Source organism: Stutzerimonas stutzeri (assembly GCF_024448895.1).
GTDB lineage: Bacteria > Pseudomonadota > Gammaproteobacteria > Pseudomonadales > Pseudomonadaceae > Stutzerimonas > Stutzerimonas stutzeri_Q.
The window spans coordinates 44,398-58,057 of record NZ_JAMOIC010000008.1 but is presented as its reverse complement, the minus strand read 5'-3'; the positions used below and the strand labels follow the sequence as shown (position 1 = coordinate 58,057).

Below are 13,660 nucleotides of genomic sequence, written 5' to 3'. Positions count from 1 at the left end.
GGGCTGGGTGTGCAAGGATGGGGCAGTCAAGCCGTCATCAACGCGTACCAGTACTTCCACCATTGCCACTGGGTATCATCCTTGGTGAAGCCCTCCCCAACATATCCGGGGCCGGGCCAGTCGGTAGGCTTGGCGTCGTCTTCGTACAAGGCCTGATACTTCAGGGTGCTGTCTTCACTGACCGCCCCCTTAGCCGCCAGCGTCATATGCGGCCAGGTGTCGGAGTCATCCTGTTCGACCATGCCGGAGGTGCCGAGCAACTGGATCGACTGGCGCAGCATGCGCGCCTTGATTTCCGGCGGGGTATCCTTCTCGGCGAGGATCCAGTTGACGAATTCCAGCTTGTCCGGTCCCTTGGGCACGTAGGCGTGCAGCGCCATGGCACCGAGCACGGTGCCGTCCGGCTGCGGCAGGTAGATGAACTCGAACAGGCCATTGGGGAAGAAGTTGCCCACCTGCGGCGGACGCCAGCTCATGACGTGCAACTGCTCCGGGCTGAAGCGCTTGAGCAGCTCCGGCACCATTTCCCGGGTAATGCCTGGCGGTGGCAGCAGGGTGAGTTTTTCTTCGGCGCTCATGGTTGACGGGTCGCGCCCGGTGAGGCGCTGGATTTTGCGGTCCAGTTCGATGCAGCGCATGGTATGCCCGTGTTCGGTCCAGACTTCGGTGCCATACATCTCCGGGCTGAGGTCGCCGCTTTTGCCGTCTGCATCCGGTTTTTTGGTGTAGGGGCCGACCTCGGCGAGCCAGCGGTGCAGGGTCAGGACGTGAAAGCCGTCCGAGGCAGACTGCTCGCAAGCGGTCTTCCAATTGGCACGAATAGTGAAGCGCTGCGGCGGGCCTAGCACTTCCATGCCGGCGGTGGTGCGGCACCAAAGGGTGTCGAAATACCACTTGGCATCGCCGAGAAAGTCCTCGAACGACGGACCGTCGATATTGAAAGTGGCGAAGATCAGACCACCGTAGACGGACACACGAGCCTTATGCAAACCGAGTTCGGCCTTCGTGCGCATTTTGCCGTGCATGCACTCTTTCTCCATCGGTGCGGCGATGAAGTCGCCGTTGGGCCTGAAGGTCCAACCGTGGTAGATACATACATGGGCTGCGGCATTACCGCCGTCGAGGGTGGAAATCCTCATACCGCGGTGGGGGCAGACGTTCAAGGAGACATGGATCTGCTCGTCACTGGAGCGGGCGACGATCACCGAGTCGGAGCCCATGTCGCGGACGATGAAGTCGCCCTTGTTCGGGATCTCGGTTTCGTGGCCGAGAAAGACCCAGGTCTTGGCGAAGATTTTCTTCATTTCAAGGGCATAAAGCTCGGGGTCGGACAGGGTCCGCATTTTCACTTCATGCTTTTCGAGATCGATGAGGTCCGAGATTTTCGTACCGTCGCTCAGGATGGGGTTCGTGTTGGTCATGCGTGCTCTCCCATAGTTTGTTTTTATTCTTGGCTGCACAGAAATGCATAAAAGTGTGCAACTTGTTGGCGAGTATCATTGACGAATCCAATTTGAGAATTGATCTGGATCAATGGCCCTGGGCGATCTTGACCTGGTCGTTCTCGAACCATTCGCTGATGTAGTTCCAGGCGGTCATCGCCTGGGCACGCATCAGTTCCTGACCGATTCTGGCTCTGCTCCATCGTCCAACGCCTGTTGCGAGGCACTCGGCGGCGCCACGCTCGGAAAACTTGGTGATGGCCTGGCAGGTGCGCTCCAGGTCGGTATAACTCTAGGGTGCTGCCGTCGTCGTAGAAGATCGCGGTCATCTTGTCGGGGCGTTGATGTCCTCCAGGCCGAACTTCGCTTTGAGCTCCAGTCGTGGCGGCGAGTATCCGCGCCGAACCCATTTACTAAGGATCTGGGTCAATGAGCGCGTCGGCTATCGCCAGCGCCCGCCAAGACTGCCGCCGTTGCCAGACTAGGCTTCGATCGCACGACACGAAGCCACCGCAATTCATCTTGGTGCGCCAGCACCCTTACCGCAGGCCCAAGCGCCTCATGAGCGCGCTGCAGTGAATATCTTCTCGATCGCCTTGATTAAAATAGACATCATGACTATTGTGACGAAAACGTCATTATGAATGGATCACAAGGTGTTTATATGCAGGACTTAACGTCAGTCACGGCGCCGCACGATCCGGTCGCTACCGCCCATGCGTTGCTGCCGCTGGTCTCCCGATACGCTGAGCAGTGTGAACGCGAAGGCCGGGTTCCCGAGGCGGTGATCGAGGCGATTGGTCAGGCGGGGTTGTTCCGCATGATGTTCCCCAGGCGTGCCGGTGGCGTGAGTCACAAGCTGATCACTCATATCGAAACCGTCGCCGAGTTGGGTAAGGCTTGTCCGGGCACGGCGTGGGCGTTCAGCCTGCTTTCAGGGGTGACTGCCGCGGCGGTGTCGATGCCTGAGGCGGTATCCAGCTTGCTGTTCAAGCGCGGCGATGAGCTGTTTTGCAGCGTGGCCGCGCAAACCGGTAGCGCCATCGCGTTTCCCGGCGGCTATCGCGTCAGCGGGCGCTGGGGATATGCCTCCGGCTGTTTGCATGCCGATTACGCTATGAACGGCGTGAAAATCATCGACGAGAACGGAGATGTCATCGATAGCGGTTTTGCGGTACTGCCGCTCAAGCATCCCAGGGTACGCATTGAAGACACTTGGCATGTGGCAGGGGTCTGTGGCTCGGGCAGCAACACTATCGTTGCCGAAGATGTCGAGGTCGCCCCGGCATTGGTGATGCGCTATTCCCAATTGCGCAGTGGTTCCGCGCCGGGTGTGGCGGCGCAAGTTGCACTCGAACCGCGTGATCGTTGGCCGGTTGAACCCTTGTTCCCGCTCGGTGTGCTGGCGCCCATGCTGGGGGCGGCTGGGGCACTGCTCGATCAGGTTAAGAGGCAATTGGCGAAGCGTCCGGTCACCGGCTGGCACTATGAGAGCCAGGCTCAATCGCATGTGTTCGTGCAGCAGCTCGGCGAGGCTGCGATGGAAATCGACTCCGCCTGGTTACACATTCGCCGCGCGGCGGCGCAGATCGACGAAACCGCACAAAAGCGCCCCTTGAATGGCTATGAAAAGGCCCGCATCCAGGCCGACTGCGGTTTTGCCATGGGTTTGTTGCGCCGCGCCGGGGAGCGGCTGATGGATATCGCCGGGCCGGCAGCCTTCGCCAGCCGCAATCCATTGCAGCGTTTCTGGCGCGATCTCAACGTCGGTAGCCGCCACACCGCGCTCAATACCCGGCTTTCGCTGGAGCTGTACGGGAGAGCCATGACCGGGCTCGATTCCAATCTGCTTCTGCTGGGCAATATCGGGGGAGAATAGGCCGTGCAGGCCAGGATTCCTCTCACCAAGGCAAAACCCAAAATGAATGACGAACTTCAACAGACACTGGAAGGCAGCGGGGGCGCGGATTTTCGCGTGCGGGTAGCCCGCGAGAAACGCGAGCGTATGCGCAAGCGCTTGATGTCCGCTGCGCTGGACGTATTTCTTCTCAGCCCGCGCACCAAGCCTCCGGTTATAGAGGATGTGATTCTTAAGGCCGGCGTGTCTCGCGGCACGTTCTACAAATACTACGACTCGCTGGAAGAAGTACTCACCGAACTGGGGCAGCTGATGGCCGATGAGATGATCGGTACCTATGAGCGCGTTTTCGCAGGTCTGCAGGACCCTGCCGCGCGTGTCGTGGCGGGCCCATTGATTTCCCTCACTCACGCCGGCATGCAGCCGCGCCGCGCCGAGTTCACCGTGCGGGTCGACTATGTCGACTACCTGTCACGCAGCAACCGGCTGATGAGCATCGTCACCTGCTGCCTACGTGAGGCGAAGGCCAGTGGTGTCGTGCAGTTCGAATCGCTGGATGTGGCCACCGATTACATCATTGGCGCCACCATTCAGGGCTCGCGGCGGATCACCCATGAGCAAAAAACAAGCGATGCATATCGGCACGAGCTAGTGGTAATGATCATGCGTGGCTTCGGGATGCAGCCGGAAGCGGCCAGCCAGGCGATCGAAATTGCCTTGGCGGAGCTCAACCTGCATGCCGCGGACCTGCCTTGGTGGCAGACCTGATCAGCATATTCAAAGGAATATAAGGAGGTGTAATCACCTGAGACCGGCGCTGTTGTAGTTCCCGGCTTCGCCGGCTGCGCACTCTGTACGCGGCCGGGCGTGCGGCCCGCCACTCGTCCCTGTTCTGTCTCTGGAGACAAAACGCCGGGAGGGCGGAAGTGTTCCCCTGATTAATACAACAACAATCGATCCCCGCATTGGCAGGGACACGCAGGAGAAAACCAATGAGAGTCTTGCACCGCGTCGCATACAACGCAGCAATGTGTCTGTTGCTGGCCAACCAGGCATGGGGCAATCCCGATGCAGCTCGGCTAGGTGACGACTTGACACTTTTCGGCAGTCTCCGTGCCGGCAATGCCGAAGGCAGCATTCCAGCCTACAGCGGTGGGTTGAGTGCCGCGCCGGAAGGATTCGAGGCCGCAAGCGGTTATTGGAAGAACCCGTTCCAGGACGAGAAACCGCTGCTGCGCATCGATGCGAATAACATGCACGAATATACGGATAAGTTGAGTGAAGGCCAGCGCAAATTGCTCAAAACCTATCCCGATTATTACATGCCCATCTATCCGACCCACCGTACAGCGGGATATCCGCAGCATGTGCTGGAGGCCACGAAGCGTAACGCGAGTGTTTGCAAAACCGCCAGGGATTACCTTGCCGTCAGCGAGGCCTGTCGCGGCGGTATCCCTTTTCCGCTGCCGGCCAATGGTTACGAAGTGATGTGGAACCAGATGCTTAGCTATTACGGTGAGACGGCCATTATCGCACCGCACAACCGTTCCTGGAGCATCGATGTCAATGGAACCCGCACCATGACAGCGGACCAGAAGACCTTCAGCGAGCGCACCTTCTACCAGACGGCGCTGGCTGATCGCGACCCGCAAATGTACTGGCGAACCTATTCGATCACCCAGGCGCCGGCACGCAAGGCGGGGGAAATCACCGGCCTGCTCGATTTCATTGATCCGCTCGCCAAGCCTCGGCGTGCCTGGAGCTATACCGCCGGCCAGCGCCGCGTGAAACTGGCGCCAGAGTTCGCCTACGACACGCCGGTGGCAAGCCTCGGGGGCGGCCTGCTGTTCGATGAACTGTTCGTTTTTTCCGGGCGTATGGACCGCTTCAACTTCAAATACCTGGGCACCCGGGAGATGTACATTCCCTATAACAACTATGACCTATATACCCCCAGCGAGCGCTGCAACGGCGAAGGTCAGTTCACAGGCACCCATATCAATCCTGCTTGCGAGCGCTTCGAGCTGCATCGTGTACGGGTGGTCGAGGCGACGCTTAAGGAGGGCATGCGCCATGCCTATTCGAAGCGCGTGTACTACCTGGACGAAGACCTGTCCGGAGCCGCTCTGGTCGATGCCTATGACCACAACGGCGAACTGCATCGCACGATGGCCAACACCATGGTGCAGCTCTACGACCACGGCATCCCATGGGCTGTCCGCAGCCATACCTACGACTTCAACAAACGCATGTTGACGGTCCTCGGCGACTTCTATGAAGGCGGCTTCGAGGTAATGGACGAGCCTATGTCCAACCGCAGTCTCAATCCGGAAGCCGTTACGGCCAGGGAAACGGTGCGCTAACCGCAGCGCTCTGGAACGGGATGCGCCCGCTACACAGGTATCGGAGGTAAATACGATGGAATTCAAGTTTCTCGTGGGATACGACGGCATTTCATTGGCCGCGCAGGTGGGAGGCGACCCCACGCACCAGACGGTGCTGCTACTGCATGACGCGGGGCAGACGCGTCATGAATGGGCGCATCTGGCTCGGCGACTGATACTGGCCGGGTTCCACGTGGTTTCTCTGGACTTGCGTGGCCACGGCGCCAGCCAATGGCATTGCGACTATTCGCTGAGTGTGCTGGCCGCCGACATTCGAGTCGTGATGGATGCTTTGCCCGGTACGCCGGCTGTGGTGGGCTCGCTGCTGGGAGGCCTAGCGGCACTTGCGGCGATCAGCGAAGCACGGCGCGAAGGCTTGGAAATTGCCAGTGCGCTGGTGATCGCCGACCCGCATGCCGGGCAGGAATGCGAGCGACGAATACTGGAAACCTGCCTAGCCGGTGGCAGCGATGATTTTGACGCGGCCATTCGCTCGATTGCGAGCCAGGCAGCGTCGATAGGCCTTTCGACGCTGCACAAATATCTGCGGCAGCAAGCCGATGGGCGTTGGTACTGGCACAGCGATCCGCGCGTATGGCTGTACCCGCATGCCGCCGCAGCAGAGCCGGCGTGGAGCGAGCTGCGATTACCGCTGCTGCTGATCGAAGGGCCGATCGCAAGCCCGGCTTTGGAGCGCATCGGCCGGCAGGCGCCCGCTGCGCGTAGGTTACGCCTGGAGAGCGGGCGTGGTGCGTTGTTTTTCGCCGACGATCTGGATGCGCTGGATCGAAACATACTGGCATTCATTGCCGATGAGCTGAGCGCCGGCACCCCGGCGGCTAACGCTCTGACGCTACGGCGGGCGCTCGGTGCCTTCGCCACGGGCGTCACGGTGATCACCACGACCGACGCCAGCGGCAGGCCGGTCGGTCTGACCGCGAACTCTTTCACTTCGGTATCCATGGATCCGCCGTTGGTGCTGTTCTGCCTGGACAAGCGCTCCGCCAGCCTGAATGCCTTCGAGCGCAGCGAGGCTTTCGCTATCAATGTGCTCAATTCGCAGCAGCAGGACATTTCGCGGCGCTTCGCCAGCAGAGCCGAGGACCGGTTCGCCGCGACTCCCTGGGAAACCTGGGAGCTCAAGGTGCCCATCATCCAGAACGCTGCCGCCAGTATTGAGTGCGAGAAGCATAGCGTCGTCGATGCCGGCGACCACCTCATCTTTCTTGGACGCATCCACCACACATGGCTCGATCCGCAACGGGCGCCATTGCTCTATTTCCAGGGCGGTTACCAGCAAGTGCTGTTAACCCGGGCCAACGCTTAAGTGTCCACCACCAGTCGAGAGAACGAAATATGAACGACTCCAATACCCAAGACCTCGAAAATTTCCTGCATGCCCAGGTCACTCACTGGAACGCAGGCGATAAGGAAGCATTTCTAGATTGCTATCGGAAAATCGCTACGCGGGGGCTGAGCATCGAATATGTGGGCTACCCATCTCAGGATCCGTGGGTTGCGCTCAACCAGATGTGGGACCAGCAACGGGACAAGATCCGTATCGAGATAAAGCTGGCAATCGTTTCAGGGCTCGAAGCAGCCTGCCACCATCAGAACAACCGCGTTTCGGGAGAACCGCCAAGCCATACCCTGGAGCTATACAAGCTCAAGGATGGCTTTCTGAGCGCACGTTACTTCATCGAAGCCTGACCCTGCATTCGCAGGGCCCACCTTTTGGAGAAACTTGTCGTCCCGATAGTTAGACGATTTTCCGGCTTGTGTATCGATTCTGCGGAGCTACATTGAAGGCAGTGTCTAACAAGAAGGAATACACATGGATCTCAAACTCAATGGGAAAGTGGCGTTGGTAACCGGTGGAACGACCGGGATCGGTCTGGCAGGCGCACTCGCTCTAGCCCAGGAAGGCGCCAGGGTGGTGGTCTCCGGGCGCCGCGTGGCAGCGGGCGAGAAAGCTGTCTCGACAATTCGCGAGGCGGGCGGCGAGGCGGAATTTATTCAGGCTGACGTCAGTCGAACCGCGGATGTGCAGGCCCTGGTTACGCGCACGGTGGCGCTGTGGGGACGACTCGATTTGCTGGTCAACAGTGCTGGTATCGAGGGAACCCCCTTTGTCCCTGCCGCTGATTATTCCGAGGATGAGTGGGATGCGGTCATCGGAGTCAATTTGAAAGGCACATGGTTGTGCATGAAGCATGCGATTCCACATCTACTCGAGCAGGATGGAGCTGCTATCGTCAATGTCTCGTCGGTGGGGGGCGTCAATGGCGGCTCGCTGGGCGTCGCTTACCATGCCAGCAAGCACGGCGTATTGGGCATCACGCGCAGTGCTGCGATCGAGTACGGGGCAAGGGGGCTTCGCATAAATGCGGTGGCTCCCGGTTTGTTTTCAACAGAAATGTCGGATCGGCTATTTCCTGGGGAAAGCAAGCACGAGCTTGTGGCTGGGACCAATCCGATGAAGCGCTGGGGGCAGTTGGATGAAGCGGCCAGTGCGATTGTCTGGCTCTGTTCGCCCACCGCCGGGTATGTCAATGGACATACATTGGCGGTGGATGGGGGCTTCCTGATCCAGTGAGACATTGTGCGCGGGGCATAGGCTGCCCCGCACCGGCTCAGGATGTCAGAAGTGGCTGGGCGTGCCGCCTGCGCAGGGCCAGCACCAGTATAAAACCGATGCCTGCTAGCAATGCCGAGCCGAGAAACACTTGACCAAGGCCCAGGCTGGCTGCTGCCAGACCCATCAAGGGACCTGCCAACCCGACAGCCAGGTCGAAGAACAACGAAAGCGCGCTCAACGCGGAGTTGCGATTGGCGTCTGGCGTACGCGCCAGGGTTTCTACGGCCAGTCCGGGATAAACCCAGGACACGCCCATGCCAGTCAGCGAGGCTCCAAAAATAGCTAGCTCAGGCGACGAAGCCAACCAGACGAGCAGTAGTCCGAGGCCCTGTACCAGCAGACAAACCGTCACGACTGGGTAGCCACCGAAACGTACCACCACGTTGGGCGTGATGAGCCGGGCGACGATGAAAGCGGCACCGAAGCCAGTCAGGCACCAGGCGGCATTGGCCCAGCCGAGGCTGTCGAAATACAGGGCGATGAAGGCGGTCAGGCTGCCAAAGCCGGCCGAACTGCATGCCAAAGCCAAGCCGTTGGGCGTCACCGACCAGAATACGTCGAAAAAGGGCAGCCGTTCGCCACGCAACAGCGGCGTTGGACGTCTAACTGCCGCCAGGAGCAGCGCAAGCAGGCCGAGCAAGACAATGCACAGTCCGATGCTGGCCAGATTGAATTGATCGCTGATCAATACTCCCAAAGGCGCACCGACGGCGATACCGCCATAGGCGGCGATGCCGTTCCAGGACATCACCCGTGCGGTATGCGCCTTGCCATGCAAACCGATGGCCCAGGTACAGCAGGGTGTGGAAATCATGGCAGAAGCGATGCCCTGAATGATGCGAGCGCTAATCAGGATCGAGACACTGAGCGAGGGCGAGGCGTGCATAACAATCGCCACCGTGGTCAGTACGCCGCAAAGCGCTAGGCCGGTCAGCCCGACGATGACAGCCCATTTCGCGCCGAAGCGATCGGCAAGCACTCCGGCCAGTGGTCGTGACAGCAGGGTTGACACGTACTGCGTGCCGATGACGATGCCTGCCCAGACAGTGCCGAATCCCAGGTCGTTGAGAACGAAGCCGGGCAGCACGGCCAGGGGCAGTCCATTGGCTACGTAGGACATGAAGTTGAAGCAGACAATGAAGATGATCGACAGGTTGAGCCGCGTGGGGGTTGTAGTTCCGGTATCCAAGCGGCTTGCTCCTGAGATGGACGACGCTGGCCTTTACCTCGAGAGGAAGGAAGGGGACCGAGCGAACCTGTGCGTCCGCTCGAGCATGCGGGCTTCGTTTCGGCTAGGAAGCGCCGTCAGATGAAGCGGACAAGTCACGCCATTGCTCGATTTCTTCTTTCAACTTGTCAAGCTTGCTGGTGAACGCTGCATAAGCGTCGGACCCCGCGACGTAACGGAGCGGCGGCTTTTCCATACTGGCTAGTTGCACAAGCGCTTCACCCAGTTTGGCGGGATCGCCTGTCTGGCGATGGTTGTTGGCGGCTGAGCCTGCCTTGATCTTTGCGGTAAAGGTTGCGTAGTCCTCAAGCCCATTGGTGCCGAAAGCGGCGGAGCTTGGGTCGAGAAAATCCGTACGAAATACGCCAGGCTCGACCAGCGTAACCTTGATGCCGAATTGGCTGACTTCCTGAGCCAGCGACTCGGAAAATCCTTCCACGGCAAATTTGGAGGCGCAGTACAACGCCGCGCCGCCCATGGCGACCAAACCCGCAACTGACGACACATTGAAGATATGGCCGCTGCGCTGCTTACGCATGATCGGCAAAGCGGCTCGGCATAGGTTAAACACGCCAAAGACGTTGGTGGCGAACTGCCGCTCGGCATCGCTGGGCGTATTTTCTTCGAAGGGTGCAAGTTGCCCATAACCGGCATTGTTGACCAGCACATCAATTCGTCCGAAACGCGTAACGGCAGCATCAACCGCCGCTATCGCTTGGTCTTCTCGCGTAACGTCAAGCTCCACCGCAAGCACTCGTTCGAGCGCTTGCGCGACGAAGTGATCCAGCTGTTCGAGCCGGCGGGCGCTGACCACTACATTGTCACCAGCAGCGAGCGCTGCCTGAGCAATCGCCGCACCGAGGCCGCGAGAAGCCCCAGTAATGAACCAGGTTCTGCTCATTTCATGTTCCTTGAGTAATGGTCAGTGTCTGCGCGCCATCCGGATTCAGTCGCGATTGGCCGCTTCCCAGGCTTTCAGATCGAAGCCCTCGGCAGCGGCTGTCTGTGGGGTTAGCCTGGGCGGGCGGGCGAGAATCTTGCGTGCCGCCATGTGATCGCCCATGCGATTACAAGATTCCACCGCGACCAGATGTTGATTGCGGAAACACAGCACCGATAGTTCACGCGCTTCGACCGAGCCTACAACCACAGCGCTGTCGTAACCGGTAGAGAGCCCGGCGATCTGCAACTTTAGGTTGCCCTGATCTGTCCAGAACCACGGCAAGGCTGAATAGGGCGCGGGCTTGCCCATCAGTCGCGCCGCAATGCAGCGGCCCTGATCGACGGCGTTCTGCACCGATTCGAGCCGGGTTGGCTGCTCATCGTTGTACAGGCAGGGGAAGCAAGCGGCATCGCCAAGGGCGGAAATCTGCGGGTCAACGGTGAGCAGGCTGGCGTCGACCTTGATGCCGTTCTCGATCTGCAGGCCTGCTTCGGTCGCCAGTTGCACGTTGGGGATCACGCCGATGCCAAAGACCACGAGGTCGGCCGGCAGCGTACGGCCATCGGAGGTCTCCACGGCGCATACCCGTCCGTTGTCCCCGACGATGCGTGCCAAGCCCTGACGAAAATCAAAATGGACACCCCAATTCTCATGCGCATCCCGGAATACCTCCGACATCTCTCGCGACAGCGCGCGAGCCATGGGGCGATCGCCCAGTTCCAGCACATGCACGGTAGCGCCAAGGGCTGCTGCGACTGCTGCGAATTCGAGGCCGATAAAGCCAGCGCCCACCACTACGACATTTCGCGCTTCCTTTACCAACGGCGCCAGCACATCGGCATCAGCCTTGGTCTTGATCCCGAAAATACCCTGAAGCTCAGCGCCGGGAACCGGCAGTGGACGATTGTGCGCGCCAGTAGCGAGCACCAGGTGGTCGTACGTGGCGACGGCGCCGGAAGCTAGCAAGACCCTGCGATTCAGGCGATCTATCGCCGTGGCCTGGTCATGCAGCAGCTCGACACGCTGGGTCTCGAAGAATTCGGCGGGACGGAAGAGCAGGCTGGTCTCGCTGATCTTGCCGAGCAGGTAGGCCTTCGACAGTGGCGGTCGCTGGTACGGGAGGCCAGGCTCATCACCGATCAGGGTAATCTTTCCGTCATAGCCTTCCTGACGTAGCGAAGCAGCTACCTGAAATCCGGCGTGGCCGGCACCGACGATCACCACTGAGGCGAGTGACATAGGACCTCCTAGAATTACGCCAGCGTTCGGCGCTTAGAATTGGGACTCGGGCAGGTGTATGACCAACCCGTCCATGGCTTCGCTGATCACCAGCTGGCAGGTCAATCGGCTGTTATCGCGGCGCTCAAATGCATAGTCCAGCATGTCCGACTCCATGCCTTCGGCGGCGGGAAGTCTTTCCATCCAGGATTCTTCGACATAGGCGTGGCAGGTCGCACAGGCGCAAGCCCCCCCGCAGTCCGCCGGGATTCCGGGAACCGAGGCAAAGGTAGCGGCCTGCATCACCGACTGGCCGATGTCGCCGCTAACCTGATGCTGCGTGCCGTTGTGTTCAATAAAGGTCAAGGTAGGCATGGTCTGCTCCGTTTTATTTAGGGTCAGGGATGGGCCAGCATGGGAGACGTGGCAAAGCGCGGCGTCCGTCCCAATGTAAGCAACAACAACGGGCCAACGACGCAACAGGCGGCTGAATAGAGCAGCATGGCGTTGTAGTTTCCGGTGCTGCTCAGCATGTAGGCAAACAGCAGCGGGGCGAGAGCAGAGGCCACGGTGTTCAAGCCTTGATGCACACCGAACAGCCGACCGTACTCGCGTAGCCCGAAATAACGTGCGATCAGGAATGCGGCTATATCGAACTCCGCCCCGGCGCCAAAACCTACCAGAACTGCCGCCAGCAGCAGCGAAGAGAATTCACCCGTCCCGCTGAGATAGATCGCACATCCGATGGCAGGAAGCACTAGGCTAATGGCTGATATTCCGGGCGGCCACACACGGTCGAGGAGGTAGCCGATCAGCATGCGACCGAAAATAAGCGAAAAGCCAAAGCCGCTGAAGATCAGATTCGCATCGCTTGCCGACAAGCCTCTGGACTGCAGCATCGGTACCGTGCTGGTGACCATGCCCACAATCGAGGAAATCACCAGCCCGAGCGCTAGATTGCAGGTCCAGAACTTGCGTGACGTCATGCCTTCACGGAAGGACATGCCGGGTAGCTTCTGGAGATCGCTCTCCTTATTGTCTGACTGGGTCCCGGCAACGCCTGGAACCTTGAACCACAGCAGGATGAGCGGAAGCAATACCAGCAGATTGAGCAGAGCCAGAATTACGAACGCGGCGCGCCAGTCCCATTGGCCAATTCCCCACGCCATCAAGGGAGGAATAGTTGCGGCCGTGATGCCTGTGCCCGACAACCCGATCGCCAAGGCAAGACCACGGTTGCGGTCGTACCAGAGACTGAGCAGCTGAGTCCAGGTGACTGCCAGCGCGCCCATGCCAAGAATGGGTAACACGGCGAAAGCGAAATACAGCGACCAGATCGACCCGTTCAGCAACGTAGTTGCCAGGTAACCAAGGGAGAGCAGTAGAAGGGAAACGACGGTCACCCGCTTCATGCCGTAGCGAAGGTTGAACCAGCCGACCAGCTGCAGCGAAATGACCGCGCCACCGAACAGGAATGTGATGCTTGCCTGAAGCTCACTCTTGCTCCAGCCAAAGGCGTCGCCCAGCGGTACGACAAGGGTGCCGAAGCCATAGAGAAGTGCCGCGTTGATACTGATAGCAACGCCCGCCACTGCGAGAATCAGGATCTTCCAGCTCTGGCGGAATTCGAGGGTATCGATCGCCGCTTCGCTCTTCGAAGTGGTCATGGTTTGGCTTCCTTATAGGTTTTGTTTAGCCAAGCGAAACGCATCGCAATGATGTTAAATTCTGACAGTGAAATTAAATACTGATACGAGAATAAGTCGTTTCTGGCGATCTTGTCTAGCTGTCACGAGCCGAACATATACCAGCCACCGCGCAGCGGACGCGATGCGACCAGTGAGCGCTTGACAGGAAAAACCCGCGCTCTGGTATCTGTAGATGCCTCTTTACCGAGGTCGGGGCGAAGCTCAAGTGCGCGTGGCGTTGAGGCTAAAAAATAATGTACA

Annotated in this window: 12 protein-coding genes; 6 read left to right on the top strand and 6 right to left on the bottom strand. The window is 59.4% G+C overall.

Annotated features, from left to right (window positions below; all coding sequences use genetic code 11):
• Positions 1–26: 26 nt before the first annotated feature.
• Positions 27–1,421: an aromatic ring-hydroxylating dioxygenase subunit alpha gene (locus NA619_RS11795; RefSeq protein WP_102847591.1), complete on the bottom strand. Its 1,395-nt coding sequence runs from the start codon at positions 1,419–1,421 to the stop codon at positions 27–29.
• Positions 1,422–2,106: 685 nt separating this feature from the next.
• On the opposite strand from NA619_RS11795, the gene NA619_RS11790 reads away from it, so the two are divergent.
• The 6 genes from NA619_RS11790 to NA619_RS11765 all read left to right on the top strand — a co-directional run bounded on the left by NA619_RS11790 (position 2,107) and on the right by NA619_RS11765 (position 8,280).
• Complete coding sequence (locus tag NA619_RS11790; RefSeq protein ID WP_255962051.1) at positions 2,107–3,321, top strand: acyl-CoA dehydrogenase family protein; 1,215 nt, start codon at positions 2,107–2,109, stop codon at positions 3,319–3,321.
• A gap of 42 nt (positions 3,322–3,363) precedes the next feature.
• A complete protein-coding gene (locus tag NA619_RS11785) occupies positions 3,364–4,068 on the top strand; it encodes a TetR/AcrR family transcriptional regulator (RefSeq protein WP_102832433.1) in 705 nt (234 codons plus the stop codon).
• Positions 4,069–4,292: 224 nt separating this feature from the next.
• Positions 4,293–5,663: a DUF1329 domain-containing protein gene (locus NA619_RS11780; RefSeq protein ID WP_255962050.1), complete on the top strand. Its 1,371-nt coding sequence runs from the start codon at positions 4,293–4,295 to the stop codon at positions 5,661–5,663.
• Positions 5,664–5,718: 55 nt separating this feature from the next.
• A complete protein-coding gene (locus NA619_RS11775) occupies positions 5,719–7,011 on the top strand; it encodes an alpha/beta fold hydrolase (protein WP_102832435.1) in 1,293 nt (430 codons plus the stop codon).
• Between the two features lie 29 nt (positions 7,012–7,040).
• Positions 7,041–7,394 carry a hypothetical protein gene (locus NA619_RS11770; RefSeq protein ID WP_102832436.1) on the top strand — a complete coding sequence of 118 codons (354 nt, stop codon included), beginning with the start codon at positions 7,041–7,043 and terminating at the stop codon, positions 7,392–7,394.
• Between the two features lie 124 nt (positions 7,395–7,518).
• A complete protein-coding gene (locus NA619_RS11765; protein ID WP_102832437.1) occupies positions 7,519–8,280 on the top strand; it encodes an SDR family NAD(P)-dependent oxidoreductase in 762 nt (253 codons plus the stop codon).
• Positions 8,281–8,317: 37 nt separating this feature from the next.
• Here NA619_RS11765 and NA619_RS11760 read toward each other — a convergent pair whose 3' ends face one another.
• From NA619_RS11760 to NA619_RS11740, 5 genes are all read right to left on the bottom strand, one after another.
• Positions 8,318–9,511, bottom strand: coding sequence for an MFS transporter (locus NA619_RS11760; RefSeq protein WP_255962049.1), 1,194 nt, complete (start codon positions 9,509–9,511; stop codon positions 8,318–8,320).
• A gap of 103 nt (positions 9,512–9,614) precedes the next feature.
• Positions 9,615–10,451, bottom strand: coding sequence for an oxidoreductase (locus tag NA619_RS11755; protein WP_255962048.1), 837 nt, complete (start codon positions 10,449–10,451; stop codon positions 9,615–9,617).
• Positions 10,452–10,496: 45 nt separating this feature from the next.
• Positions 10,497–11,732, bottom strand: a complete 1,236-nt coding sequence (locus NA619_RS11750; protein ID WP_255962047.1) for an NAD(P)/FAD-dependent oxidoreductase — start codon at positions 11,730–11,732, stop codon at positions 10,497–10,499.
• A gap of 33 nt (positions 11,733–11,765) precedes the next feature.
• The gene (locus NA619_RS11745; RefSeq protein ID WP_255962046.1) at positions 11,766–12,086 is read right to left on the bottom strand and encodes a 2Fe-2S iron-sulfur cluster-binding protein; all 321 of its coding nucleotides are present in this window, start codon (positions 12,084–12,086) and stop codon (positions 11,766–11,768) included.
• A 23-nt stretch (positions 12,087–12,109) separates the two neighbouring features.
• Entirely contained in the window at positions 12,110–13,378 is a 1,269-nt protein-coding gene (locus NA619_RS11740; RefSeq protein ID WP_255962045.1) for an MFS transporter, read from the bottom strand.
• Positions 13,379–13,660: the final 282 nt, after the last annotated feature.